30 protein-coding genes are annotated in these 25,930 nt (G+C 64.4%); 23 read left to right on the forward strand and 7 right to left on the reverse strand.

Going from position 1 to position 25,930, the window contains the following annotated elements; translation table 11 throughout:
• Nucleotides 1-219: 219 nt before the first annotated feature.
• The 7 genes from HZB53_17510 to HZB53_17540 all read left to right on the forward strand — a co-directional run bounded on the left by HZB53_17510 (nt 220) and on the right by HZB53_17540 (nt 5,581).
• The gene (locus HZB53_17510) at nt 220-1,266 is read left to right on the forward strand and encodes a DNA translocase FtsK (protein MBI5879449.1); all 1,047 of its coding nucleotides are present in this window, start codon (nt 220-222) and stop codon (nt 1,264-1,266) included.
• Entirely contained in the window at nt 1,263-1,541 is a 279-nt protein-coding gene (locus HZB53_17515) for a hypothetical protein (protein MBI5879450.1), read from the forward strand. The genes HZB53_17510 and HZB53_17515 overlap by 4 nt, the downstream gene beginning before the upstream one ends.
• Nucleotides 1,538-1,897 (forward strand): hypothetical protein, encoded by a 360-nt coding sequence (locus HZB53_17520; GenBank protein ID MBI5879451.1) that lies wholly within the window; start codon nt 1,538-1,540, stop codon nt 1,895-1,897. The genes HZB53_17515 and HZB53_17520 overlap by 4 nt, the downstream gene beginning before the upstream one ends.
• A 79-nt stretch (nt 1,898-1,976) precedes the next feature.
• Nucleotides 1,977-3,005 carry a beta-lactamase family protein gene (locus HZB53_17525; GenBank protein MBI5879452.1) on the forward strand — a complete coding sequence of 343 codons (1,029 nt, stop codon included), beginning with the start codon at nt 1,977-1,979 and terminating at the stop codon, nt 3,003-3,005.
• A gap of 174 nt (nt 3,006-3,179) precedes the next feature.
• Complete coding sequence (locus HZB53_17530; protein MBI5879453.1) at nt 3,180-4,373, forward strand: CoA transferase; 1,194 nt, start codon at nt 3,180-3,182, stop codon at nt 4,371-4,373.
• 90 nt (nt 4,374-4,463) lie between these two features.
• Entirely contained in the window at nt 4,464-4,991 is a 528-nt protein-coding gene (locus HZB53_17535; protein MBI5879454.1) for a phosphonopyruvate decarboxylase, read from the forward strand.
• Nucleotides 4,988-5,581 (forward strand): aldehyde dehydrogenase, encoded by a 594-nt coding sequence (locus tag HZB53_17540; protein ID MBI5879455.1) that lies wholly within the window; start codon nt 4,988-4,990, stop codon nt 5,579-5,581. The genes HZB53_17535 and HZB53_17540 overlap by 4 nt, the downstream gene beginning before the upstream one ends.
• A 192-nt stretch (nt 5,582-5,773) precedes the next feature.
• Here HZB53_17540 and HZB53_17545 read toward each other — a convergent pair whose 3' ends face one another.
• Nucleotides 5,774-7,480 (reverse strand): VCBS repeat-containing protein, encoded by a 1,707-nt coding sequence (locus tag HZB53_17545; protein MBI5879456.1) that lies wholly within the window; start codon nt 7,478-7,480, stop codon nt 5,774-5,776.
• A gap of 344 nt (nt 7,481-7,824) precedes the next feature.
• On the opposite strand from HZB53_17545, the gene HZB53_17550 reads away from it, so the two are divergent.
• The 6 genes from HZB53_17550 (at nt 7,825) to HZB53_17575 (ending at nt 12,860) form a co-directional block, all read left to right on the forward strand.
• Nucleotides 7,825-8,832, forward strand: a complete 1,008-nt coding sequence (locus tag HZB53_17550) for an N-acetyl-gamma-glutamyl-phosphate reductase (GenBank protein MBI5879457.1) — start codon at nt 7,825-7,827, stop codon at nt 8,830-8,832.
• A 2-nt stretch (nt 8,833-8,834) separates the two neighbouring features.
• Nucleotides 8,835-9,581: an acetylglutamate kinase gene (argB, locus tag HZB53_17555; protein ID MBI5879458.1), complete on the forward strand. Its 747-nt coding sequence runs from the start codon at nt 8,835-8,837 to the stop codon at nt 9,579-9,581.
• A gap of 31 nt (nt 9,582-9,612) precedes the next feature.
• Nucleotides 9,613-10,824 (forward strand): aspartate aminotransferase family protein, encoded by a 1,212-nt coding sequence (locus tag HZB53_17560; protein ID MBI5879459.1) that lies wholly within the window; start codon nt 9,613-9,615, stop codon nt 10,822-10,824.
• Between the two features lie 22 nt (nt 10,825-10,846).
• Nucleotides 10,847-11,389 (forward strand): N-acetyltransferase, encoded by a 543-nt coding sequence (locus tag HZB53_17565; GenBank protein MBI5879460.1) that lies wholly within the window; start codon nt 10,847-10,849, stop codon nt 11,387-11,389.
• A 75-nt stretch (nt 11,390-11,464) separates the two neighbouring features.
• On the forward strand, nt 11,465-12,646 hold the full coding sequence (gene argJ, locus HZB53_17570) for a bifunctional glutamate N-acetyltransferase/amino-acid acetyltransferase ArgJ (GenBank protein ID MBI5879461.1): 1,182 nt from the start codon (nt 11,465-11,467) through the stop codon (nt 12,644-12,646).
• A 16-nt stretch (nt 12,647-12,662) separates the two neighbouring features.
• Complete coding sequence (locus HZB53_17575) at nt 12,663-12,860, forward strand: hypothetical protein (GenBank protein MBI5879462.1); 198 nt, start codon at nt 12,663-12,665, stop codon at nt 12,858-12,860.
• A 74-nt stretch (nt 12,861-12,934) separates the two neighbouring features.
• Here the strand turns inward: HZB53_17575 and HZB53_17580 are convergent, their stop codons facing one another.
• Nucleotides 12,935-13,984 (reverse strand): M42 family metallopeptidase, encoded by a 1,050-nt coding sequence (locus tag HZB53_17580; protein MBI5879463.1) that lies wholly within the window; start codon nt 13,982-13,984, stop codon nt 12,935-12,937.
• 97 nt (nt 13,985-14,081) lie between these two features.
• Here HZB53_17580 and HZB53_17585 point away from each other — a divergent pair, with 97 nt between their 5' ends.
• Nucleotides 14,082-14,984: an isoaspartyl peptidase/L-asparaginase gene (locus HZB53_17585; protein MBI5879464.1), complete on the forward strand. Its 903-nt coding sequence runs from the start codon at nt 14,082-14,084 to the stop codon at nt 14,982-14,984.
• Between the two features lie 58 nt (nt 14,985-15,042).
• On the opposite strand, the gene HZB53_17590 is transcribed toward HZB53_17585, so the two are convergent.
• The 5 genes from HZB53_17590 to HZB53_17610 all read right to left on the reverse strand — a co-directional run bounded on the left by HZB53_17590 (nt 15,043) and on the right by HZB53_17610 (nt 19,479).
• Nucleotides 15,043-15,501 carry an Hsp20/alpha crystallin family protein gene (locus tag HZB53_17590; GenBank protein ID MBI5879465.1) on the reverse strand — a complete coding sequence of 153 codons (459 nt, stop codon included), beginning with the start codon at nt 15,499-15,501 and terminating at the stop codon, nt 15,043-15,045.
• A gap of 95 nt (nt 15,502-15,596) precedes the next feature.
• On the reverse strand, nt 15,597-15,836 hold the full coding sequence (locus tag HZB53_17595; GenBank protein MBI5879466.1) for a hypothetical protein: 240 nt from the start codon (nt 15,834-15,836) through the stop codon (nt 15,597-15,599).
• A gap of 156 nt (nt 15,837-15,992) precedes the next feature.
• A complete protein-coding gene (locus HZB53_17600) occupies nt 15,993-17,141 on the reverse strand; it encodes an aminotransferase class V-fold PLP-dependent enzyme (protein MBI5879467.1) in 1,149 nt (382 codons plus the stop codon).
• 39 nt (nt 17,142-17,180) lie between these two features.
• Nucleotides 17,181-17,897, reverse strand: coding sequence for a response regulator transcription factor (locus HZB53_17605; GenBank protein ID MBI5879468.1), 717 nt, complete (start codon nt 17,895-17,897; stop codon nt 17,181-17,183).
• Between the two features lie 10 nt (nt 17,898-17,907).
• Nucleotides 17,908-19,479, reverse strand: coding sequence for a PAS domain S-box protein (locus HZB53_17610; GenBank protein ID MBI5879469.1), 1,572 nt, complete (start codon nt 19,477-19,479; stop codon nt 17,908-17,910).
• A gap of 354 nt (nt 19,480-19,833) precedes the next feature.
• Here HZB53_17610 and HZB53_17615 point away from each other — a divergent pair, with 354 nt between their 5' ends.
• From HZB53_17615 to HZB53_17655, 9 genes are all read left to right on the forward strand, one after another.
• Nucleotides 19,834-20,136, forward strand: coding sequence for a hypothetical protein (locus HZB53_17615; GenBank protein ID MBI5879470.1), 303 nt, complete (start codon nt 19,834-19,836; stop codon nt 20,134-20,136).
• A gap of 18 nt (nt 20,137-20,154) precedes the next feature.
• Nucleotides 20,155-20,580: a thioredoxin domain-containing protein gene (locus HZB53_17620; protein MBI5879471.1), complete on the forward strand. Its 426-nt coding sequence runs from the start codon at nt 20,155-20,157 to the stop codon at nt 20,578-20,580.
• Nucleotides 20,581-20,655: 75 nt separating this feature from the next.
• Nucleotides 20,656-21,444, forward strand: a complete 789-nt coding sequence (locus tag HZB53_17625; GenBank protein MBI5879472.1) for a PIG-L family deacetylase — start codon at nt 20,656-20,658, stop codon at nt 21,442-21,444.
• A gap of 22 nt (nt 21,445-21,466) precedes the next feature.
• Nucleotides 21,467-22,114, forward strand: a complete 648-nt coding sequence (locus HZB53_17630) for a YdcF family protein (GenBank protein MBI5879473.1) — start codon at nt 21,467-21,469, stop codon at nt 22,112-22,114.
• Between the two features lie 71 nt (nt 22,115-22,185).
• Nucleotides 22,186-22,773, forward strand: coding sequence for a zinc ribbon domain-containing protein (locus HZB53_17635; GenBank protein ID MBI5879474.1), 588 nt, complete (start codon nt 22,186-22,188; stop codon nt 22,771-22,773).
• 18 nt (nt 22,774-22,791) lie between these two features.
• On the forward strand, nt 22,792-24,003 hold the full coding sequence (truD, locus tag HZB53_17640; protein ID MBI5879475.1) for a tRNA pseudouridine(13) synthase TruD: 1,212 nt from the start codon (nt 22,792-22,794) through the stop codon (nt 24,001-24,003).
• A 45-nt stretch (nt 24,004-24,048) separates the two neighbouring features.
• Complete coding sequence (locus HZB53_17645) at nt 24,049-24,840, forward strand: polysaccharide deacetylase (GenBank protein MBI5879476.1); 792 nt, start codon at nt 24,049-24,051, stop codon at nt 24,838-24,840.
• Nucleotides 24,841-24,867: 27 nt separating this feature from the next.
• Nucleotides 24,868-25,239, forward strand: a complete 372-nt coding sequence (locus HZB53_17650) for a hypothetical protein (GenBank protein MBI5879477.1) — start codon at nt 24,868-24,870, stop codon at nt 25,237-25,239.
• A 29-nt stretch (nt 25,240-25,268) separates the two neighbouring features.
• Complete coding sequence (locus tag HZB53_17655) at nt 25,269-25,922, forward strand: ornithine cyclodeaminase family protein (GenBank protein ID MBI5879478.1); 654 nt, start codon at nt 25,269-25,271, stop codon at nt 25,920-25,922.
• Nucleotides 25,923-25,930: the final 8 nt, after the last annotated feature.

Here is a 25,930-nt window from a genome sequence, read left to right on the forward strand (position 1 = left end):
CTCTACCCGTTACAAATCGGCTCTGTCATTCGCGTCGATCCGCGTTATTCGCGGATCAAATGCTTTTCTCTGCGCGCTGTACGATCTTTGCGTTTAGCGGACTTGGTTGCAGTTCTTCTTTCGTGCTTCTTCGCGTTGCTTCTTGGATAGAGTCGGTTTTCCCAAGTCACTTGACATGAAATCCCAAACGGGTGTATCCTGTTATAGAACAAGTGTTCTATGCGTAATGATAGACTCAATCGCCTGAACCTGCAAGCCGACCGCATCGAGCTGCTGCTCGCCCAGCACAAGGTCTCCGCCATCGTGTCGGGCGGCACGCTGACGCCGGGCGCCGTTCGTTTCCGCATCGCACTCGCGCCGGGACAGCGCCTGCGTGCCCTGCAAGGACTGGCCGACGAACTGGCGCTGGCACTGAGCGTGCCGGCTGTGCGCATCCAGCGCGATGGCAGCGGCGTGCAGATCGAAGCGCCGCGCGACGACAGCCAGCCGCTGTCGCTCGCCGGCCTGCTCGATTCACTGCGCGCCGTGCCGCCGGCCGCAGCCGCACTCGGTCTCGACGCCGACGGCCGTCCGCTGCTGCTGCGCCTGTCCAGCCCGGCAATCGCGCACGTGCTGATCGCCGGCACGACCGGCTCGGGCAAGTCGGCGCTCGTGCGCACCATGCTGCTCTCGCTCGCCCGCTTCAACCGGCCGCGCGATCTGCGGATGGTGCTCATCGATCCGAAAGTGCGTTCGCTCGACGCACTGGCGTCCTTGCCGCACAACCTGTGCAAGCCGCTGAGTGATACGGTCGCGATTGGTGACACGCTGTCCCGTCTCACCGCGTTGATGGAGCGCCGCGACCGCGACGGCGCGGCGACACCACAGATCGTCGTGGCAATCGACGAGCTGGCTGATCTCCTGCAGAGCGGAGGTAGAACGGTCGAGGAGCCGCTGCTGCGTCTCGCTCAGCGCGGGCGGCAAGCCGGCATCCATCTGCTGGCGGCCACTCAGAAGCCGAGCAGCGCGGCGATGAGCACCGCCATCAAGAGCAACTTCCCGGTGCGCATCGTCGGCAAGGTCGCAAGCCCGGAAGACGCGCGCATCGCCGCCGGCATGGGCGGCACCGGCGCTGACAAGCTGGGCGGGTGCGGGCAATTCGTACTGGTTGCAGAAGGCCGCACGATTCGCTTTCAGGCAGCGTATGCATCGCGCGAGGAGTTGCGGTCGATCGTAGCCGAACTGGCTTCGGACAGTCTCGGTCCGTACGAGAGGGGACAGCTATGAGCCTAGATGTCTGGTTTCGCGACGATATTCGCCGGGTGCTGCTCGCGCTGGAGGACGCCAGCCGTTCGGCGCAAGTGCATACCGCTGTCGCGTCCGACGCGCCACTGGACAGTTACCGCGCGGGGTATACCGATGCGATCCGGGCGGTCGCGGTCGCATTCGGCATCGCCGAGCCCGCGCCCCGCGCCGAGATCCTGCCCCCTCTCACCATCGGAAGCGACCGAGCGTTGCGTCCGCTGGATGCCGCGCCCGCGCCCGACCGGAGACGGCCGTGAAGCGTGCGCTCGCCTTGGGCGTGTGCGCGTTCGGCGTGGCGTTCGCGGTGCTGTTGGCGCAGCGCCTGTCCGATCAGAGCGTCTCGCTGCTCATCGGCATCCTGATCGGCCTGCTGGCCGGCGTACCGGTCTCCGCACTGGTCACCTGGCTCGCCGTGCGCAATCGCCAGCCAACCGCCGCCCCGACCTGGCGCGATGAACGCCAGCGCGATGACACGCCGCGCTTCATCGTCATCCCGCCTGCCTACGGTGCGCCAGCGTCCGCACTTCCACCGCAGTTGCCCGCTGCGACCTACGCGCGTCCACCGCGCGAGTTCACAATCGTCGGGGAGGGCGACCTGGACGAGACCGGGTAGGCAGTTCGTTCCCGATCGTTCGCGTACGCTATGGCCACAGCAAACCTTACGACGTTTGCCTGCGTTCAAGCGAAAGGAGATGAGCAGTGATGCCATCTTTCGGCTTGCGTCAATGACGAAACCACTTACGACCATAGCCCTGCTAATTCTCGTTGAAGAAGGTCATGCCCTGCTGTCTGATCCGGTGGCAAAATACTTGCCTCAGTTTCGCGACATGCGCGTCTTCGCAGGCACCAATTCTACCGGCATGACTACAACCGTGCCAGCGAACCGTCCGATTACGATTCACGACCTTCTGACGCACACGGCAGGGTTGGGTGGATACGGCAGTTTTTACGGGCAGCCAGTTGACGACATGTTTCGCGCATCGGGAATCTTTGAGCGAACAACACGGATGGCAGTCACATTGGACGAGATGGCAGCGCGCACAGCGGCAATACCACTGGCAAGTCAGCCCGGCGCGCGTTGGCGATACAGCATTGCCAGCGACATTGTCGGCTACCTCGTGCAGGTCATTTCGGGGGTGCCTTTCGCCGACTATATGGACGAACGGATTTTCCAACCACTGGGCATGAGAGACACCGGCTTTTTCGTGCCAGCTACCAGCATCGATCGCTTTGCCATATGTTACATACCAGACCCTGCAGGCGATTACGTGCTGGCCGACGCGTCATTCACGAATGACTACCTGCAACGCGACCGCACGCCCAATGGTGGCGGTGGGTTAGTGTCAACCGTGCCCGACTACCTGCGTTTCGCGCAAATGCTACTCAACGGAGGCGAACTTGACGGTGTGCGGATTGTCGGTCGCAAAACAGTTGAGTTAATGACGGCCAATCACCTGCCCACGTCACTACTTCCGATACTCGCCGGGTCATTCCAGTGGCCTGGCCACGGCTTCGGGTTGGGCGTTTGCGTGCGCCTTGGACATGAGTCTGGAACTCTCGGCTCTGCGGGTATGTACGGATGGGATGGCGCAGCGGGCACACGCTTTCGAGTGGATCCTGTTGAGGACTTGATCTTCATTTATGTCACGCAACTATTGGCGCCTCCTGATCCAATCGCTGCGGTCTATCAGAATCTGGTGTATCAGGCGCTAATCAAATAACACAAGATACAGCCCGAGCAGAAGATGTGATGAAGTGATTTCTTCGCGCTCAGGCCAGCGCTATAACCAATGGGAAGTCTCACGGGTCGGCACTCTCGCGCTATTCAGCCGCACCACCAATGCTACCGTGTAGTATAATGGTAGGCGTTGCCGCTCGGCGGCACACGCCCACCTATGAATCCATCACCATCTCCGTACTCGAACATCCGCGTCCTCGAAATGACCGAGGCGCTCGCCGGCCCCTACTGCGCCATGCTGCTCGGCGACCTCGGCGCCGACGTGATCAAGGTCGAGCGCCCGGTCATCGGCGACCAGTCGCGTCAATGGGGCCCGCCGTTCATCGAAGGCGAGAGCGCGTACTTCCTCTCGGCCAACCGCAACAAGCGGAGCGTCGCGCTTGATGTCAAGGACCCGTTCGATCTCGAACTGTTCTACAAGATGATCCGGCAGTCCGACGTCTTCATCACCAACGTGCCGCGCATTGAATCGCTGCGCCGCATGAAGATGGACCCCGACACCCTGCGCGCCATGAACCCGCGCCTGATCTACGTCGCCATCAGCGGCTACGGGCACACCGGGCCGAAGGCGACGCGCGGCGGCTACGACATCATCGCGCAGGGCGAAGCGGGACTGATGGCGATCACCGGCGGCCCGTCCGACGGCCCGATCCGCTTCCCGACCCCGCTGGCCGACATCACCGCCGGCCTGTACGCCTTGATCGGCATCCAGAGTGCGCTGTTCGCGCGCGCGCACTCCGGCCAGGGCCAGTATATCGACATCTCACTTGTCGAGTCGCAGGTCACCTGGCTGACCAACGTCGGCGGCTCGTATTTTGTCACCGGCCAGCGCCCGCGCAAGGTCGGCAACCAGCACCCGACCATCACGCCGTACCAGCCGTTCCACACCAAAGACCGCATGATGATCGTCGCGGCCGGCACCGAACCGCTCTGGAAACGCTTCTGCAAGGTGCTCGGCGTCGAAGAGACACTGATGAACGACCCACGCTTCGCGACCAACCCGCAGCGCAACATCAACCGCGACCAGTTGATCCCGCTGCTCGAGGCGATCCTGGCCACGCGCACTGCCGACGAGTGGGTCAGCGCGCTCGTTGCATCCGATATCCCGGCCGGGCCGATCAACTTCCCGGACGAAACCCTGCAGGACGAGCACCTGAAGGCGCGCGGCATGATCGTCGAACTGGAGCACCCGCTCGTCGGGCTCGTCCGCTCGATCGGCTGCCCGGTGCATCTGAGCGACACGCCGCCGACCTACCGCCGCTATCCGCCGCTGCTCGGCGAGCACAATCGCGAGATCATGCAGTGGCTCGGCTACGCGCCGGGCGAGATCGCCGCGCGTATGGCCCGCTAATACGAGCCCTGAGCTTGCCGATCGCCCACCCCCGTTTACGGCGCGGGGCGAGTCGCAGACGGGGTCGAAGGGTGCGCAACCAGAAGTCCTATGACTACGCCCAATCCTATCGACTGGCCGGTCGCCATCTTCAACGCCCTGCGCGACTATGATGTGCGGCAGGTCTACCACGTTCCCGACGCCGGTCACGCGCAGTTGATCACGCTGTGCGAGGCCGAACCGTCGATGCGCACAATCGTGCTGACCGCCGAGCACGAAGGCATCGCCCTCGCCTGCGGCGCGTGGCTCGGCGGCGTGCGCAGCGCGCTCTTGATGCAGTCGAGCGGCGTCGGCCAGTGCGTCAACGCGCTGGCGATGGTCGCCGCCTGCGGCTTCCCCCTTTTCACGATCGTCACGATGCGCGGCGAGTGGGGCGAGTTTAACCCGTGGCAGGTGCCGATGGGCCGCGCCACCCAGCCGGTGCTGGAAAGCATGGGCCTGACGGTGCACCGCGTCAACGATGCTTCGCAGGCCGCGCCTACCGTGGCCGCCGGCCTCAAACTGGCCTACCAGAGCTCGCTGGCCGTCGCCGTCCTGCTTGGCCAGCAGATGATCGGGGCCAAGACTTTCGGAAAATGAACGACCACGCTCTCGACCGCCGCTGGGTGGTACGCACGCTACTGGAATCGCGCGATGGACTACTCGTCGTGACCGGCCTCGGCGCGTCCACCTATGATGTGGCCGCCGCCGGCGATCACCCACTCAACTTCTATCTCTGGGGCGCAATGGGCGACGCGGTCATGGTTGCCGCCGGCCTCGCGCTGGCGCGCCCGCAGCAGACGGTGCTCGTCATCACCGGCGACGGCGAAATGCTGATGGGCATCGGCGGCCTGGCGACGCTGGCCGTGCAGCGACCCGCCAACCTGCGTATCGTCGTGCTCGACAACGAGCGCTTCGGCGAGACCGGCAACCAAGCGACGCACACGGCCCACGGGCTCGACCTCGTCACCGTGGCGCAGTCGATGGGCATATCCGACGTGGCGCGCGCCACGACGAAAGCCGAGGTCGGCGTGCTCGCCGAGCGCGTCCGCGCAAGCGGCGGCCCGCTGTTTGCGGTCGTCAAGATCTCCGACGCCCCCGTGCCGATGGTTCTGCCGCCGCGCGACGGCGCCCTGCTCAAGCACCGCTTCCGCCAGGCCCTACTCGGCCCATCGGTGCTGATGCAATAGGCCAGCCATCAATCCGGCGCCAATCCACAATGTGACATATGTGATATTGCCATATGCCCGGCAGGGGTGTTGATTGAGGTTGGCGGTCTGAGGCAGCTTTGGAGCGCCCGCGCTTTTCGTGCCGTCCGATACAACCCCGCCTTTGTGCGCGAGTGCCTGGTGCCGGAGGCCGCCAATGCAGCCGGCCCGACGCTAGCAGCCGGCGGCGATAAGCGGCAGGTAGATGCGCGCCGGTCCGACCGGCGTTGGGATCACCACAGGGGCTGCCACCGGAATACCGCAAATGGCGCGCCCCTGGCGCAGGACCGAGCCGCGTCCAGTACCCCACAGGATGCGCGCATTGGACGAGCCGGGCAGGGTGTACGCGACCAGTCCCGTGTTAATCGTTCCAACGACCACCTGGTAGTCCGCACCAATATCGAGGTGCGCCAGCGTCGGCGCGCCGAGCGCCCCATCGTACGCTTGCGCGCTGCGCGGCAGGTCGACTGCATAGAACAAGGTGCCGTCGTAGTTCAGAATTATCAACTGGCCCGCGGCGTTGCTGTCTTTCTGCGTCCACGTCGTGAAGATGACCTCCGCATGCCCGTTGTTATCGAGATCGGCAACGATCGGCTCGGATGCAAAGCGGATGAAGCCATCACTTGGTCGGGTGACCGCATACGGCCAACTTCCGTGTTCCGTGCGATCGAGCCAGTAGGCGTGCATGCGGCCGTCGTACGACGAGTACAGGAACTCCTTGCGGCCGTCGCCGTCGAGATCGGCTGCGACCGGGTTCGGCACCGAGTTCTCGATCACGTTGTAGTTTTCGCTCAACGGCGCCGCGCTGCCATCGGGCGCCGGCAAGGTGGTCCAGTCGTAGGTGCCGTTCGACCAGCGCGTGCGGTCGGCCTTCAGGATGTATGGCGTCTGGTACAAGTCGGTATACGGGCTGGTGCGGCAGTCGTGCTGGTTGCCGACGATCAAGATCTCCGTGGTGCCATCGCCATCCATATCCGCGAACGATGGCGCGCTGTCGGCGAAGTTCGGCCGCGGCTGTAACGGCGGCCCGGGACTGCAATTGGCGTAGCCGGGCGAAATCTCGACCGACGCGTAGTAGTTGAAGCCGACCAATCCCCACGGCTTATTCTGACCGCCGACCGTGCCGAAAACGCTATTGGCGCGCAGTGTCGTCCCGTCTGGCTTGTACGCCGTAACGTAATGCACATCGCTTGGGCCGATCATCTCCAACTTGCCATCGCCATTCAGATCCGCAAGCCCAACATTCTCGTTGTAGCAGCCGGCCGCGTAGCCAACCGTGGACGAACTGACTTGCAGCGGCCAGCCTGCGCGGGTGGTGCCGTCCGCGTTGAGCAGAAACCACTGATTGCTCGAGCGCGTTGCGCAGACCAGCACCTGGAGTGGACCGCCGCCGTCGACCGCGCCGACTGCGAGGCTGCGCAGTTCGCTGCCGGGGGCTACCTGAACGGGCCAACCGGTCAGCGCAGCGCCGTTCGCCTTGAGCACGCCGATCCAGCCGCCCGAATGAGCCGTCACCACATCGAGGTGCCCGTCGCCGTCGAGATCGGCCACGGCCACACCAGGCCAACCGCGCCCGCCACCTGGATTCGCCACCACCCACTTGTCGCTGCCGTCGGCGCCGTTCACCGCAACCACGCGGTAGTCCGTCCAGATCACGTCCGGGTGGCCGTCGCTATCCAGGTCAGCAACGGCCGGGGAGGCGTACCAGCCGGTGCGGCACCAGGTGGTCTGGCACCCGCCCTTCTGCCACTTCAGCACCGGCGCGCCAAGTGTAGACGGTGCGGACGATGGTACGGCCTGGACAACCATACTGCTGAGGCCGACCAGGCACAGCAACGCCACAGAGCGGACAATCCACGTCAACGCGTCTCGGAAGGTCATGATACGCCTATTGTATGCGCATGTTGGACGCGTGTAAACAGGATATTCGGCTCAATTGCAGAGCGAACGTCCCGTGCCGTGATCGGCAGGCCGCCGCGAAATGGATGTTTTTCCAGTTGACAGATGCCGCGACCATTGCTATAATGCCGACAACTTTCGAGAGTAAATTATGTATTTCCCGCGACCGCGACCTACCTTCCGACCGCCAGACCCTGTGTCTGGATGTGCTTGTTAGGCGCGTCCCGCAACAACTAACGAGACTCCCAGATTCAGATCTGGGAGTTTTTTATTTGGCCGCGAGTGGCCGCCCGGATCGAACTGGTGAAATTGTAGAGGAGAGTTACATGGTCAAAGTCGGCATCTTCGGCGCATCAGGTTACACGGGCGTAGAACTGCTCAAAATACTGCGCCGCCATCCGCAGGTGGAGGTCGTCTTCGGTACGTCGGAGTCATCCGGCGGGCAGAAGCTCGCGGATATCTACCCCACCACCGATGAACTGGAGCTCGTGGCCACCGATGCCGCGCCGATCGACCGGATCGACCTGGCCTTCCTGTGCCTGCCGCACATGACCGCGCAGGAGCAGGCGAAGAAGCTGCTCGACGCCGGCGTGCGCGTGGTGGACCTGAGCGCCGACTTCCGCCTGAAGGACGCCGCTGCCTACAAGCAGTACTATGCACACGAGCACACGATGCCGGAACTGCTGCCGCAGGCCGTGTACGGCCAGGTCGAGACGCATCGGTCGCAGATCAAGGGTGCGAAGCTGGTGGCCGTGCCGGGCTGCTACCCCACGTCGGCCATCCTCGGCGTCTACCCGCTGGCCAAAGCCGGGCTGCTCAGCGACGCGCCGATCATCATCGACGCCAAGTCGGGCGTGTCGGGCGCGGGCCGCAAGCTGGCGCTGTCGTCGCACTTCGTCGAGGCGAACGAGAATATCTCGCCGTACAACATCGGCCATTCGCACCGCCACGTACCGGAGATCGAGCAGGAGATCAACGCAGCGGCCGGGACGGCGAAGAAGATCATCTTCGCGCCGCACCTCGTGCCGATCAACCAGGGTATGCTCTCGACGATCTACGTCCAGCCGACCAAGTCGATGGACACCAACGAACTGATCGGGCTGTACCGCCATGCATACGAGGCCGAGCCGTTCGTGAAGGTGCTCGGCCCGGGCAAGCTGGCGACGATGCGCTATGTGATCGGCAACAACCAGTGCGTGATCTCGCTGACCGGCGTCAACGGCACGGCGATCATCTGCAGCGCGATCGACAACCTGATCAAGGGCGCCAGCGGCCAGGCCGTACAGAACATGAACGTCATGTGCGGCTTCGACGAGACAGCCGGACTGATCTAGCCATGGCGCTCAATGTCATCAAGCTGGGCGGCAACGAGATCGACTCGGCGGAGTTCCTGTCGGCCTTCGTGCAGGCCGTCGCGGCCGCGCCGGAACCGCCGGTGCTGATCCATGGCGGCGGCAAAGAGATCACCGCGCTCGGCAACCGGCTCGGCATGGTTGAGAAGCGCATCGAGGGGCTGCGTGTCACCGACGCCGACTACCTGCAAGTCGTCGAAATGATGCTCGGCGGCGTGATCAACAAACGGTTGGTGCGCGCCCTGAACCTGGCCGGCGCGAACGCTATCGGCCTGACCGGAGCCGACCTCAATCTGATGCGCGCCGAGAAGCTGTTGAACCCGCACGGCGACCTCGGCTTCGTCGGGCACATCACGACGGTCAACGGCGAGGCGATCCGCATGTTCACGTCGCGCGGCATCGTACCGGTCGTCGCGCCGATCGGCTTCGGCTTCGACGGCCAGCCGTACAACATCAACGCCGATCACGCCGCGCTGGCGCTGGCGCAGGGCGTCAACGCTGATGCGCTCATGTTCGTCACCAATGTGCCGGGCGTCAAGATCGACGGCGCGGTCGTGCCGCACCTGTCGCTCGCCGACGTCGAAGCGCAGATCGCCTCGGGCCAGATCAACGGTGGCATGATTCCAAAGGCCCGCTCGGCTGTCGAGGCCGTCAGCGCCGGCGTCCGCAGCGTCGTGATCTGCGATCTCGACGGCCTGCGCCGTAGCGGCGGCGGAACCATCATCAGCTAGGCGCACATCTATCCTATAACCGGAGAACTCCATGTCGAATGCACAGCAACTGATGGCCGATGAGAAGCAGTACGTCCTGCAAACCTACAAGCGCCCGCCGTTCGTGCTCGACCACGGCGAAGGCGTCTACCTTTACGACACCGAGGGCAAGCAGTACCTCGACTTCTGCGCGGGCATCGCCGTCAACGCGCTTGGCTACGGCGACAAGGACGTGCTGGCCACGGCCGACGGGCAGGCGCACAAGCTGGTGCACACGTCCAACCTGTACTACACGGCGCCGATGATCCGCCTGGCGAAGAAGCTGGTCGAGCGCTCGTTTGCCGACAAGGTCTTCTTTTGCAACTCCGGCACCGAAGCCAATGAGGGCGCGATGAAGTTCGCGCGCAAGTGGGCGCGCAAGAACTTCGGCGAGGGCAAGACCGAGTTCATCGCCTTCGCCCATTCGTTCCACGGGCGGACGTTCGGCGCATTGTCGCTGACCGCCAAGGAGAAGTACCGCGCGCCGTTCGAGCCGCTCATCCCCGGCGTGACGTTCCTTGAACTGAACGACATCGCCGCGCTGGAGCGCGCCATGAGCGCCAAGACGTGCGCCGTGATCCTCGAACCGATTCAGGGCGAAGGCGGTATCTACCCCGCACAGGTCGAGTTCCTGCAGGCCGTGCGCGCCCTGTGCGATAAGCACCATGCCGCGCTGATCTTTGACGAGGTGCAGTGCGGGATGGGCCGCACGGGCAAGCTGTGGGCCTACGAGTGGGCCGGCGTCGCGCCCGACATCATGACGCTGGCGAAGCCGCTGGGCGGCGGCCTGCCAATCGGCGCCATCCTGATGACCGACAAGATCGGATCCACGATCGAGCCGGGCGACCACGGCAGCACCTTCGCGGCGAACGCTACCGTCTGCGCCGTCGCCGAGGTCGTCTTCGACAAGATCAGCGACGCCAAGATGCTCCAGCACGTCAACCAGGTCGGCACCTATCTGGGCGAAAAACTGGATGCGCTCAAGGCCGAGTTCCCGACGCTGGTCAAGGACGTGCGCGGGCGCGGGCTGATGTGGGGCATCGACCTGACGCTGGACACCAACAAGGCGGTCAGCAAGGGCTACGATAAGGGACTGATTCTCGTCACCGCCGGCGAAAACACGCTGCGTCTCGTGCCGCCGCTCGTGATCGAGAACAAGCATGTGGACGAGTTCGCCGACAAGCTAGTGGCGATCCTGACCGAGATGAGCCAGGAGAGCGCGTAGGCGCCGACACGAAAGGACTACGATGCACGGCCTACCGATTCTGCCCACCATCAAGTCGGACGCCTTGAAACGCGAAGGGAACATCGCGCCTGCCGGCGCAATTCCGGTGCTGCGCGCCGCGCATCTCAAGGACGTCGAGTCGATCACTGCGCTGATCAACCACTACGCCGCGCTCGGCGAGATGCTGCCGCGCAAGGAAGAATCGGTTCGCCAGCACATCCAGCAGTTCATCGTGGCCGAGGCCAACCACAAAGTCGTCGCCTGCGGTGCGCTCCACCACTGGGACGCGCGCAGCGCCGAGATTCGCTCGCTGGCCGTTGCCGAGCAGTATGCCGGGCAAGGGCTGGGCACGCAGATCGTCAAGGAGCTCGACGAGCACGGCGCGCAGATGGGCTATGAATACGCCTTCGCGCTGACGCTGAAGGTGCGCTTCTTCGAGAAGCTTGGCTACGCGGTGGTGTCAAAATCCGTGCTGCCCCAGAAGATCTGGGGCGACTGCATTATCTGTCCGTTTCTGTATAACTGCCGCGAGACGGCCGTTTACAAGCCGTACCGCGCGGCGTAGGCATATCCGCAGAGCCGTAGGGGCGAACCGGCGTGTTCGCCCATGGCACCGATAACCAATCCAAGGACGAACGTCATGGAGATTGTTTCAAACGGCACGATCACCTCGCCCAAAGGCTTCCGCGCCTGCGGCATCACGGCGGGCATCAAAGCGTCCGGCAAGCCGGACATGGCGATGATCGTCAGCGATAGCCCGTGTGCGGCCGGCGCGGTGTTCACGCAGAACCGCGTGCAGGCGGCGCCCGTGCAGATCAGCCGCAAGCACATCGAGACGCACGGCGACCGCATGCAGGCGATTGTCATCAACGCGGGCAACGCCAACGCGGTCACCGGGCGGCAGGGACTGGACAACGCGACGGGCATGGCCGCCTCGGCCAGCAGCGAGCTCGACATCGAGGCCGGGCAGGCCGCCGTGATGTCGACCGGCGTCATCGGCCAGCAACTGCCGATGGAGAAGGTCACGGCCGGCATCAAGCTCGCGATCAAGGCGCTGTCCTATGACGGCGGCCACGACGCGGCGCGCGCGATCATGACGACCGATACCCAGCCCAAGGAAGTCGCCGTCACAATCAGCGGCGTGACGATCGGCGGTATCTGCAAAGGCGCCGCGATGATCCACCCCAATATGGCGACGATGCTCTGCATCATCGCGACCGACGCGCAGATCGATCGCGCCGCCCTGCAGGCCGCGCTGTCGGCGGCGGTCAAGGTCTCCTTCAACCGCATCAGCGTGGACGGCGACACCAGCACCAACGACACGGTCATCGCGCTGGCCAACGGGTTGAGCGGCATCGCGCCGGACGCGGACGAGTTTCAATCGGCGCTGACCTACGTCTGCACCGAGCTGGCAAAGAAGATCGTGCGTGATGCCGAAGGCGCATCAAAGTTCATCACGCTGACCGTGCGCGGCGCAGCCAGCGAGGCCGAGGCGCACCAGGTCGCGGCGACGGTCGCCACCTCGCCGCTGGTGAAGACGGCGATCTACGGCCGCGATGCCAACTGGGGCCGCGTGCTGGCGGCCGCCGGGCGCAGCGGCGTGGCGATCGAGCCGTCGCGCGTGAACCTGCGCTTCGGTCCGCTGGCGGTGCTTCACGCCGGCACGCCCCTGCCCTTCAAGGAAGACGAGGCGATCAAGATCCTGAGCGATCACGACATCGAGATCGACCTCGACCTCGGTATGGGCGACGCCAGCGTGACCATGTGGACGTGCGACCTGACGCACGAGTATGTATCGCTGAACGCCGATTACCGGACGTAAGGCAGGAGAACGACTGATGAAAGACCCGATCAACCCGGCCACATGCGACCACCAGGTCGTCTTTTCCCCTGCGCTGGAGCATGCCGCCGTCTGCAAGCGCTGCGGCGCGATCGCCCTGATCAGCCCGCGCGACGGACAGGCCCTGAATGCCATCAAGTGGGTGCTGCCCGACAGACCGCATGCAAGCGGCGCGGGTGCGTCCGCGGCAGAGTAACCAAACGGCCCCCTGGGATGATCCAGGGGGCCGCTGCGTTTGCCACTATGACGTGGCTCACGTCTATATTCGCACTACTTAACTTCGGTCGCCCCGCTGCAGAACGCCGCGAGCAGCTTCCACGTGTTGTCGAAGTCGGACAACCGGCAGGTGCTGAACGGCGAATGGATGTATCGGCACGGCACGGAGACGACGCCGGTCAATACGCCGCCGCGCGAAGTGTGAATCGCGCTGGCGTCGGTGCCGCCGTACGGCGGTACTTTCGTTTGGTACGGGATGCCGTTGGCCTCGGCGGCCTGTTCCAGTGCTATGACCATTTTGCGCGGAACCACAAAGCCGCCGTCCGCGACCGTGATCGCCGGCCCCTGTCCCTGCACGGTCGGCTGACCCTGCGGCGGGATGCCGGGCGAGTCGGCCGCCACTGTCCCTTCGAGGGCGATTGCCATATCCGGCGCGATGCTGAACGACGCCGCGCGCGCGCCGATCAATCCCCGTTCTTCGGCAATGACGAACGCCGCAATGATCGTAGCGTCAATCGTCTTGACATGCAGCGCTTCGAGCGTCCTGATGACGACCGCGCAGCCGGCGCGGTCGTCCAGCGCTTTCGCCATGATAGTATCGTTCCCGATCCGGCGCGCTGGGTACATGATGACCATCGGATCGCCGACGCGCACGCCCAGATCGAGCACCGCCTGGCGCGACGTGACGCCGATGTCGAGGAACATCTCCTCGATCTGGATGACCTTCTCGCGCTCGGCCGGTTTCAGGATGTGCGGCGGCTTGGTGCCGATCACGCCTTCGATGCGGCGGCGCTCGCGTGTTATAATCGTCAGCGCGTGACTGGGCAGCAGGCGCGGGTCCCAGCCGCCGATCGGCGTGAAGCGGATGAAGCCGTCGCCATCGATGTGCTGCACCATGAAGCCAATCTCGTCCATATGCGCGTCGAGCATCAGCTTGAAATTGGAGCGGCCGTGGCGCGTTGCGATGACGTTTCCCAGCGTGTCCACCTTCACGTCCTCCACCAGCGGCGTGACAAGCTCGATGATTGTTTCGCGCACTTCGTCTTCAAAGCCGGGAATGCCCGGCACGTTGCACAACTTTTCCAGCAGAGCGTAGGAATCCACGTTTGCGCCTCCAGGCACGCATGAGTTGTCGGCGCGCCGGACGCGGCTGTCGTCGCGTGGCGAACCTGCCGTATTATACAACCGCAAGGAGCCATCGATGCCAATTACACTGATCGTCCATGCCGGCGCATGGGAGATTCCCGATGACGAAGTCGACGCGCACGTCAACGCCTGCCGCAACGCACTGGCGGCCGGCTGGCGACTGCTGCAGGCCGGCGCATCGGCTGTCGACGCGGCACAGGCGGCCGTCGTCGTCCTGGAAGACGACCCGGCGCTGGACGCCGGCATCGGCTCGGTGCTGACCGCCGACGGGACCGTCGAGCTCGACGCCGGCATCATGCGCGGCGAAGACTTGCAGTGTGGGGCGGTCGCCACGCTCACGCGAGTCCGGAACCCGATCATCCTTGCCCGCGAGGTCATGCATAGCCCACAGATCCTGCTAACCGGCAGCGGCGCGGAAGCGTTCGCGGTCTCGCGCGGCATCGAACTGGTCGATCCGTCGATCCTCATTGTGGAACGCGAGCAGAAGCTCTATGAGGAGTGGAAACGGGGGCAGCTCAAGCCAGCGCAATCCGGCGAACATAAACATGACACGGTGGGTGCCGTGGCCATGGACGCCGCCGGTCATATTGTGGCGGCCGTCTCGACCGGCGGCACCGCATTCTCGCCAGCCGGGCGTGTCGGCGACGTGCCACAGGTTGGCTGCGGTTTCTACGCTGACGATGCGGTTGCAGGCGCCGTCTGTACCGGCCACGGCGAGTCGATCTCGCGGGTCGTGCTCGCCAAGACCGCCGTCGACCAGGTCGGTGCGGGCGCGACGGCGGCGGAAGCCGCCCGCCAGGCCATCGCGCTGATGACCCAGAAGGTCAATGGCACCGGCGGCATTATCATGATCGACCGAGACGGGCGCCCCGGCCTCGCGCACAGCACGTCGCGCATGGCCTACGGCTACATCACGGCCGGCATGCCGGCCGGTACGTTCGGCGTCATGGCGCCGTAGCAACAAAAAAGGCCGGCCGGAGCGATTGCCCCGGCCGGCCGCACGGACTGCGTTCTTATCAGGCCTTCAAGCTGACCTTGATCTGCTTCGGCTTGATCTCCTCGACCTTCGGCAAGGTGAGGGTCAGCACGCCGTGCTCGAACTCGGCGCGCGCCCTGTCGGCCTGCACTTCGACCGGCAGCGTCAGCGTTCGCTGGAACATGCCCCAGCGCCGCTCGCGCAGCAGAAAGTTCGTCTTCTCTTCCTTCGTCTGCGCCTTGATCTCGCCCTTGATCGTCAACGTGTCACCAACGACGGTGATATCGAGATCTTCCGGCTTGATACCCGGCACAGACGCCTTGACGACCACGTCGTTGTCGCTTTCGACCACGTCCACTGGCAACTGGCCGAAGCCCTCGCGGATCGTGCCCATGAAGCGCGGCTGAATGAACGAATCCTCGAACAGGCGGTCCATGGCGTCGCGCAGCGAGACAACATCGCTCATCGGATCCCAGCGAATAACAGTGTTTGTAGGCATTAGTTGTTCCTCCTCTATGTCCTTTCGGTTATGCTTGATAGCGTGTTGATCGAAGCTTACGGACTTCATATTACCCGGCCCATGTTAGAGGGCCGCTAGACGGTTGTAAGAGCTTTATATGAGCCGCCTGGCTCGGCGCGCTCAGTCTCGCCCTCACCAACCACCGAAATCTCAAACCGGATGTGCCGGATCGCGGTGACGCGCTCCGGCAGCTGGTCGTAGTCGCACTCGCAGGGGCCGCCGTTCGCGCATCCGGCACAGCAATACGACTTGCCGTGCACCAGTGTCGGCTGCCAGTGGATGATAATCGCGCAATTGGCGCACATGGGAGTCACGGGGTTACCTCGTTTCAACGATATATTACTGCCACAGCGTTGGAGCGGCAGCAGACCGCTATAAGAAAGTTGTTAGAGTTGAAATAGACGTAGCCCTTCCGCAACTGTGCAGAAGGGCTACGAAAACTCGATGCTGGCCGGGTAAACTGAAGCTATCTAGCCGGGCATGGCGTCCAGCAGCACTTTGATCTCCGCCTCGGTGTTGTAGAAGTTCGGCGAAATACGCACGCCGAGCGGCCGCAGCGACACGCTGATCCGTTTCTGCTCCAGCGCATCGACGAAGGCGGCGTCTTGCTCGCGACTGCCGAGCGTGAAAACGGTGATCGCCGTACGGCGCTCCGGCTCGGTCGGGCTGACGATCCGCACGCCCTTGCGGCTGAGGCCATCCGCCAGCGCTTCCGACAGCGCGGCGTTGTGCTCGGAGATTGTGTTGACGCCGATCTCCTCGATCAGCGTGAGCGACGCCAGCAGCGCCGCCTGCCCCAGCCGGTTGCCGCCGCCCATGCCGTAGCGCGCCGCGCCCGGCTTGAACTCCGCGTCGGCATTGAACGACATGCCGTCGCCGGCGAAGCCGGTGTAGCCGACATAGCGCGGGCGGATGCGGTCGATCGCCTCGGGCGCAACATACAGCGCGCCGATGCCGTGCCCAGCCATCAGCCACTTGTAGCCGTGCGTCGACAGAGCAGAAATGCGCGCGGCCTTGACGTCCACCGGCTGCGCGCCGATCACCTGGATGCCGTCAACGATGAACAGCACGTTCCGCTCGGCGCAGCGGCGGCCGAGCGATTCCAAGTCGATGAAGTAGCCGGTGTCCCACTTGATCGCGCTGCACGACACCGCCCGCGTGCGGCCGTCGACGCGCTCCATAATCTGGTCCACGCTCGGGCCGACGCCGCTCCAGGCCACCCAGCGCACCTCGACGTCGATCTGCCGCAGGTGGTTCCAGATGTGCGCCAGCGACGGGAACTCGCTCTGCGGCACGACGACGTTGTCGCCGGCGCGCCAGTCGATGCCCATCGCCGCGATGTTCATGCCGTGCGACGTGTTGCTCGTGAAGATGATGTCGTCCGGGCTGGCGTTGATCAGGCGCGCCAGCTTCGCGCGCGCCGCCTCTTCGGGCGCGGGCACGGCGCGGTAGCGTTCCGTCCCGGGATACTGTTTGATCTGCGCCGTCTGCGCAATGGCGGCTACCGTGCGGTTCGGCAGCGGCGCCATGGCGGCGGTATTGAGGTAGGTGTACTCCTGCACGATCGGGAACTCGCGCTCGCGGACGTTCGACAACGTTACGGGATTGGCGTTTGACATCAGCACCTCGACTGGGGATGGGCTCGGCATGCGCGCCGGCTACGGCTTGTGCTTGAAATCCACAAAGCGATAGCCCACGCCATGCTCGGTCAGTATGTATTTCGGGTTGGACGGGTCCGGCTCGATCTTCTGCCGCAGGTAATTGATATAGAGCCGCACATACTGCGACTCATCGCGGTATTCGTGGCCCCAGACCTTGGCCAGCAGCATGTCGTGCGTCATGACGTACCCGGCGTTGCTGACCAGGTGATACAGCAGGCGGTATTCGGTCGGACGCAGTTTGATGCGCTCGCCGCGCACGACAACCTCGCGCTTCTTGAAGTCAATCGTCAGGCCGTCGTCGATGACGATCTCGTTTTTCTCGGTCGGCGCGGCGGCCTGCGTGCGCCGCAGCACGGCGCGTATACGGCTGGCCAGTTCGCGCGGGCTGAACGGCTTGGTCACGTAGTCGTCCGCGCCGAGTTCCAGTCCACGGATGCGGTCGTCCTCGTCCGATTTGACCGTCACGATGATGACCGGCACCGTGCTGGTCTGGCGCAAAATCTTTAGCGTCTCGAAGCCGTCAAGCTCCGGCATGTTCACGTCGAGCACGACTAGATCGGGCAGATCGTCCTTGACGTGCTGCAGCGCCTCGAGGCCATTGCGCGCTTCAACCACGCGATAGCCTTCCAGTTCCAGGTTCATGCGCACGAAGCGCGTCATGCGCGGCTCGTCGTCTGCCACCAGGATCAGTTTCTTGTCGCTTTCCGTGCTCATCGTGTGTTGCTCACCGCCGCGGTAACGTTACATTGAACGTGCTGCCCTTGCCCAGCGTGCTGTCAACCCAGATATGCCCGCCGTGCGCCTCGACGACCGCCTTGACCAGGAAAAGCCCCAGCCCCGCGCCCTGCGTCTTGCGCGTCGAAGCATTGTCCACTCGGTAGAAGTGCTCGAAAATCTTCGCCTGCTCGCCGGGGGCGATGCCGATGCCCTGGTCGCTGACGAACAGGCGCACCTCGCCCGCATCCGCGCGGCCGCCAACGGTAATCGTGCCGCCGCTGGGCGAGTACTTGATCGCGTTGGACAGCAGATTGCCGACCACCTGCCGCAAACGCTCTTCATCGCCAAGCACCGGCGGCAGCTCCTCGGGAAAGTCTTCGACAATGGTGTGCTTCGCCGACTGCGTGCGGAACTCTCCCGCCACCTTGCGCGCCAGTCGGTCCAAGCGCACGTAGCCGAAGCGCAGCTTGAGCCCGCCCGCCTGAATGCGCGACGCCTCCAGCAAATTGTCGATCAATTTATTCAGCCGGTCGGACTCTTCCTCGATGATCTCGAGCGACTGGCTCAGCGTCTCGCGGTCCCAGTTGGCGTCCTCGCGCCGCAGCGTGCCGGCATAGCCTTTGATCAAGGCGACCGGGGTCTTCAATTCGTGCGAGATCACCGACAACAACGTGGACTTCAGTTCCTCCGCCTCGCGCGCGCGGGTGATGTCTCGGATATTCGCGACGGTGTTGACGCGATAGCCCGCCGCGTCATAGATCGGCGAGTATGTGATGCTGACGGCCACGCGCCGGCCGTCGGGCCGCAAGATGGTGCCGTCCAGCGAAGCGCGGCTGCGCTGGTTCGGGTCGAGTAGCGGGCAGACGCCCGCGCACAGGTTGACGCCCTGCTCGTTGTAGATCGCCAGCACCTCGGTGCAGGGGCGTCCCAGCGCAACGTCCTGCGGGCAGCCGGTCAGCTCGCTCACGGCGCGGCTGAAGATCTCGATGCGCCCGGTACGGTCGAGGATCAACACGCCGTCGGCGCTGCTATCAATCAGCGCATCGAGCCGCTGTTTCTCAGAGACGGCCGTCTGGTACAGCCGCGCGTTACGCACCGCGATCGCGGCCTGGTCCGCAAACGACTGCAGCACCTCGCGGTCGTTTGCCGAAAAGGCGGCGCCGCTCGAGCGGAAGATGTAAATCACACCGGTCAGCGCATCGGAGACCGAGAGCGGCAGGGAAACGACCTGCCGCAGGCCGATGCCCAGTTCCGCCGCCATCAGCCCGAGCTTGACCTGCAAGTCGGGGATGCGCCAATGCTCGGGTTGGAACTCGGCGGGCAGCCCATTCAGGAACGGGCGCAGCCGGGGCAGCAGCGTCTGCGGCAGGCCGTACGACGCCGCAATGCGGAACGCGCGCTCGTTTTCATCGCGCAGCGCGATCATGCCCATGTGCCCATCGACCATTTCGACCGCATGGGTGATGACCAGGCGCAGGACCTCCTCGAGATCGAGCTGTGCTGTCAAGGCCCGGCTGATTTGAAGCAGATAGTCCCGCTGGCGCAGTTCATGACTACGCACGCGGTTCGACGCGCTCATGCACGTTACTGTACAGAGCCATACGCAGCTTGTCAAATGACCCGCCAGCAATTCTCATTTTGGAGTCGGCCACCAGGTTGCCCCCTCATCCCCTGGCCCCTGCTCCCCCGCGCGCGCGAGGGAGCAGGGGAAAAGCTAACGGGGAGGGCAACGCCGCTTTCTTGTCGAGCCCGCTTGCGTGACAAGCACCAAGGGGGCCAGTTCATAGCAAGCCGGCATTGGAAAGTACCCGTCCAAAGCCAAAATGGGAATTGCTGATGACCCGCGCGGCGCTTTGGTGCAGTCAGTGGAGTGCATTAGAATGAACGTTACTCGATTGTGCCCGTTGTATGGGCGTCTATGCAAGGAGCATTCATGCGATTTGGGGCCGTTCTACTGCTGTTGTTTCTGACCGCCTGCGGCGCGGCAACACCAGCGCCAACTGCCGTGCCGCCGCGCACCACGGCGCCGGCAGCCACGGCCACGGTGGTCATTGCCGCAGCAACGGCAACGCTGGTGCCGACCGCAGCCGCCGCCGGCGCAACGCCGACCACAACCTCGGCAGCGACGCTCGCAAGCCCCGGTTCCGCGGGCGAAACCACCGACGCCAAAGGCAACCGTCTGCTCGGCTCGCCAAACGCACCCGTGACGCTCACCGATTATTCGGATTTTCTTTGAACAACCTGCCGTCTCTACGTGCTAGAGACTGAGCCGCAGATTGTCAAGGCGTATGTACAAACCGGACGCGTCAAACTGATGTTTCGCCACCTACTCGACTTCGGCGCGCCCTCGCTGCTGGCATCCGAGGCGGCCGAGTGCGCGGGCGACCAGGGCAAATTCTGGGCCATGCACGAGTTGCTGTACCAGCGGCAAGACAAGACGTATGCGGGCAGCGTGGCCGTGTTCCAGCAATGGGCCACAGACGATCTCAAACTAGACAGCGCGGGGTTTGGCGCGTGCATGAACAGCCACACACACAAGGCCAAGATTGAGCAGATGGCCGCTGCCGCGCGTTCGACCGACGGTGTGCGGGTGCGGCCAACGTACGACATCAACGGCTCGCGACTGCAAGGCGCGCTGCGCTTCCCGGATTTCCAGAAGGTGATCGACGCCGTTCGCTAAGCGCCGACGCCCCAACCACCCTTACCCGGCCGGAGACTATCGACCATGGCATTCCCGCCCACCAAACCGCATGAACTGCACCCATCGCTCAAACGCATCCTCAATATCGCCGCGCACCCGGACGACATCGAATTCAGCACGTCGGGCACCATGGCGCGCTGGGCGCGCGAGGGCCGCGACGTCTTCTTCTGCCTCGTCACCAGCGGCAGCGCCGGCACCAACGAGCACACGCCACACAACGACGGGCTGGTGCCGATCCGCGAGCGCGAAACGTTGGAAGCCGCGCGCATCCTGGGCGCGAAAGATGTTGTGTTCCTGCGCTACCAGGACGGCGTGGTCGAGCCGAGCCTGATGCTTCGCCGCGACCTGACACGCATCATCCGGCGGCTGAAGCCCGACGTGGTCGTTACCGCCGACCCGACCGTACGTTGGTTTGGCCATGGCTACCTGAACCACCCGGATCATCGCGCCGTGGCCAGCGCCGCGCTGGACGCCGTGTTTCCCTCCGCCGAAACGCGCTACATCTTCCCTGAACTGCTGGCCGAGGGACTGGAACCGCACAAGGTCCGCGAGGTGTTTATCAACTTCGGCAACCCGCCCGACACCTGGATCGATATCGGCGACACGATCGATCTGAAGTGCGCCGCGCTGCGCGCGCACGCGTCGCAGATCGGACCGGGCGAGTGGATCGACAAGAACATGCGCGAGTGGGCCGAGCGCGAAGGCGCCGGGACCGGCATTGCCATGTCGGAATCGTACCGGCGTATGATTTTCTGGGACGAGAAGGCAGCCGAGGTGCTCGACCGGCAGACCGGCGAACTCGAAGACGTCAAGGATCTGGTGCAGGAGAACATATCGAACTGACGATTGGGCTTGCGGTGGCCGCATGATCGGACGGCTGTTCCGCTGGGCCATGCTGATCATGGTGATTGCGGCCGGGACATCGGCAGGAGTGACCACCTACGTGCAGCAGGCGTACGGCGGCCTGGCCGCGGCGTCGCCACGTGAACTGCCGCGCAGCGGCGCACCGCGCGTGGCGATCGTGTTCGGCGCAGGACTGTGGGCCAACGGCACGCCAACGCCGATACTGTACGATCGCGTGGCGACCGCCGTCGAGCTCTACAAGCTCGGCGCGGTCCGCACGCTGCTGATGTCCGGCGACGACAGCACGCCGGGGCACGACGAGCCGAGCGCCATGGTGAAATCGGCCCTCTCGCTCGGCGTACCGCGCGCGGCGCTCGTGGCCGACGGCGCCGGGCTGCGCACGTACGATACCTGCATGCGCGCCCGGACCGTGTATGGCGTCTCGCGCGCCGTCGTCGTCACGCAACAGTTCCACATCGCCCGCGCCATCTTCACTTGCAGCCAGCTGGGGATCGACACCGTCGGCGTGGACGCCGACCGGCGCGACTACCGGCCGGAGAGCTACGCCTGGTGGACGCTGCGTGAGTACCCCTCGACGCTGCTGGCCTACCTGGAAACCAATCTGCTGCGCCCGGCTGTGGCGAGCGGGGCGCGGCAGCCGCTCCCGTAAGCGACAGACCGGGGCCACCCGGGTTCGATCTTGTGATACAATCGCATCACGTTTTGCGCAGGGAGCACCCAATGGATCAACGAACCTATCACGGAAAACTCACGCCGGACGAACTCGCTTCGGCGGTCGTCGCCGCGTTCGACCAGGGCAACCGCCGCGCGCAGAAAGTCGGCAGTGGCGAGCGCGTGATGGTGCAGATCGCCACGCGCGAATGGAGCGGCAGCGGCGGACAGGCCGCGCTGGCCGTCACGATCCAGCGCATCGAGGGCGGCGTCACCGTCTCGCTCGGGCAGCACGAGTGGCTCGGCGCGGCCGCCAGCATCCTGCAGACCGGTGTGATGGCGCTCCTGAACCCGATCACTCTGCTCAACCGCATCGACGATGTGGCGCAGGACGTGAGCTCGTTCTCCCTGCCGACCCAGGTCTGGGACGTGGTCGAAAAATACTGCCGCAGCGTCGGCGCGGCCATGGCGATGTCGGAGCGTCTGCAGTCGGTCGCCTGCCCGTACTGCGGCGTCACGAACAAGGTCGGCGACGGCAAATGCTCGGCGTGCGGCGGTCCACTCGGCGCCGCACAGCCGCGCCTCTGCCCGAAGTGCGGCAACGTGATGGGCCCCACGTCGAAGTTCTGCGACGTGTGCGGGTCGCCGCTCAAATAGGCCGGTTGCGCGGTATCGATGCGATTCAAGGCACAGCCCGGCGACTTTGTCGTCAGCGAGCGACTACGCCAGCCGCCTGCCGCATCAGGCGGCTTTGCGCTTCTACGCGTGCGCAAACGCGGGTTGACCACACTCGACGTGCAGAACCGGCTGGCGGCCAAGCTCGGCATCGCGAACCAGCACATCGTGTTCCCGGGGCTCAAGGACAAGGACGCCGTCACCACGCAGTACGCGACCGTCGCGCTTGGGCCGGCGCGCCTGGGGCGCGCGGAACAGGTCGCGTGGCCGTCGGTGGTATCCAGCGACAGCGAGTTCAGCGTTGAGTTCGCCGGCTATCGAGAGCGCGCGCTGCAGGCGACCGACCTGGCCGGCAACACATTCACGCTAGTCGTCCGCGATCTGGGGCTGGAAGAGGCGCAGCGGCTGGCGCCGCGCCTGGCTCAACTGACGGAGTTTGGCCTGCCGAACTACTTCGACGAGCAGCGCTTCGGATCGTACACCGGTGAGTCCGGCTTCATCGGCAAGCATATCATGCGCCGCGATGCCGAAGCGGCGGTCAAGACGTATCTCAGCGAGAAGATGGTCGGCGATCCCGAGCGCGTGCGCGTCTTCAAGGAGTTCGCCGCCGCGCACTGGGGCGATTGGCCGGCCCTGATGGAGAAAGCGCCGAAGCCATCCAACTTCCGCAGTGTGCTGACCTATCTGAAAGACCATCCGCAGGACGGCTGGCGCAAAGCGCTCAACTTGATTCCAGCTAACCTGCTGGCGCTATATCTGTCGGCGTATCAATCGTGGCTCTGGAACCTGATTGTCGCGCGCTATTTGCAGACGGAGTTGGCCGGGGCCTCGTTCGCACTGTCCAGCATCCGCGTGGCCGGCCAGGACCTGCCGGTCTACCGCAATCTGCCGGAGAGCCTGCGCGCGAAGCTAGAGCGACTGCTCGTGCCGCTACCCAACCACCAGGCGCGCTGGCCGGACCCGGCGCTCGACGCTGCAGCGACTGCCGTGCTCGCGGCCGAACGGCTGATGCTAAACGACTTCAAGGCACGCATTCTGAAACGCGCGTTTGTCTCGCGCTCGACGCGGCCGCTGGTCGTGCGCCCCGCCGATGCACGCGCCGGCAGCCCTGAAAACGACGAACTGGCCCGGCGCCGCTGGAAGGCGACCGTTGAGTTCACACTGCCGCCAGGCAGCTACGCCACGATCGTGCTCAAGGCTGTTGCGGCATAGGTAATCACCATTCCACCACACCGCCGTATCTGACAGGAGAACACCATGGCATTCCCGATCATGCTCACGTTCGATCTAGACGCCGAATCCGGCGCGCTGGCGTCCGATCCGAGTAACGCAACCCGACCGGGCGTGCTGTCGATCGGCCAGTACGGTCCGCGCGTGGGCGTACATCGCCTTCTGCGCCTGCTGGCGGCCGAGGGCATCCTGGTGACCTTCTTCGTGCCGGGCTGGGTGGTGGATCGGTACCCGGCCGCTATCGAGGCGATCGTCAAGGCCGGCCACGAGATCGGCCATCACGGCTATACGCACACGCCGCCGGCACAATTCCCCGATCGCGCCGCCGAGGAAGCCGAGTTGGTCAAGGGTCTGGAGTCGATCGTGCGCGCCACCGGTCAGCGGCCAACCGGTTACCGGTCGCCCTCGTGGGACTTCTCGCCGCACACATTGTCACTGCTGGAGCAGTACAGCTTTCAGTATTCATCCAACCTGATGGACGACGACGCAGCTTATCGCCACACGCTGGACGGCAAGCCGACCAACCTGGTCGAGCTGCCGATCCAGTGGATGAACGATGATGCCCCGTTCTTCCTGTTCCGGCCGGGCAGCCAGCGGCCGATTCAACCAGCCAGCCACGCCTTTGAGATCTGGACCGAAGAACTGGCTGCGCTGCACGACGAGCCGGGCAAGCTGTTTGTGCTAACGATGCACCCGCAGCTCAGTGGCCGCCCGAGTCGCGTGCGCATGCTGCGACGCTTCATCGCCTTTGCGCGCTCACTCGGCCACGTCGAGTTCCGTCGCTGCGGCGACGTGGCGGCCGAGATCGTGCGCTCGTAAGCCCATGCCGATCGGAGAACACTTGCCATGGCGTTATTCCTGACCGAGCAAGACGTCACCGCCCTGTTGACCATGCCTGACGCGCTGGTATGCGTCGAAGAGGCGTTCCGCGAGCAGGGCCGGGCCGCCGCGCAGAATCTGCCGCGCCGCCGGCTGCGCCCGCCGAAAGGCGTCCTGCACCTGATGGCTGGAGCACTGCCCACGCTCGGCGTCATGGGCTATAAGGCATACAGCACCACGCGCTCCGGCGCCAAGTTTCACGTCATGCTATACTCGACCGACACCGGCGAGTTACTAGCAGCCTGTCGGAGAGGACTGCATTTTGTGGTCGCAGCGCCAATAACGATCTCCAAACCACAAGATGCGGTCAAAAAGACTGGCTCTCCGACAGGCTGCTAGCGGTTATTCAAGCAGACAAGTTGGGACAAATGCGGACAGGAGCTGCCAGCGGCATTGCAACCAAATACATGGCCAACCCGGAAGCCAAGTCGCTGGCAGTGATTGGCACGGGATGGCAGGCTGAATCGCAGATCTTGGCCATCAACGCTGTGCGCGATCTGACCGCAATCCGGGTCTATAGCCGCGATGAGGCCAGGCGCGAAGCATTTGCCAAACGCATGCAGGCGCAGGTCGGCGTGACCGTCACAGCCAGCGTAACGGCTGAAGAAGCGGTACGCGGTGCCGCTATTGTGGCGACGATTACCAGCGCCCGGACGCCCGTCCTGCTTGGCGAATGGCTATCCGATGGCGCGCATGTCAATGCCGCCGGCTCCAACGCCCTGTCTCGGGCAGAAATCGATGATGACGTGGTGCGGCGGGCGCAGTTCATCGCGACCGATTCCAATGAGCAGGCGCGCATCGAAGGCGGCGATCTGATTTCGGCGGTCGAGCGTAATATCATTACATGGGAGCAGGTTCGCGAGTTGGGCGATGTGGTGAGCGGTCGCCTGCGCAGCCGCATGTCGCCCCATGACGTGACGCTCTTCAAGTCGCACGGCATCGCGATCGAAGACATCGCCACAGCGCGCCGCGTGCTGGAACTGGCGCACACCCGCGGCATCGGCCAGGAATTAGCAATCTAGGGAGTTGC

It is taken from the genome of Chloroflexota bacterium (genome assembly GCA_016235055.1).
GTDB lineage: Bacteria > Chloroflexota > Anaerolineae > JACRMK01 > JACRMK01 > JACRMK01.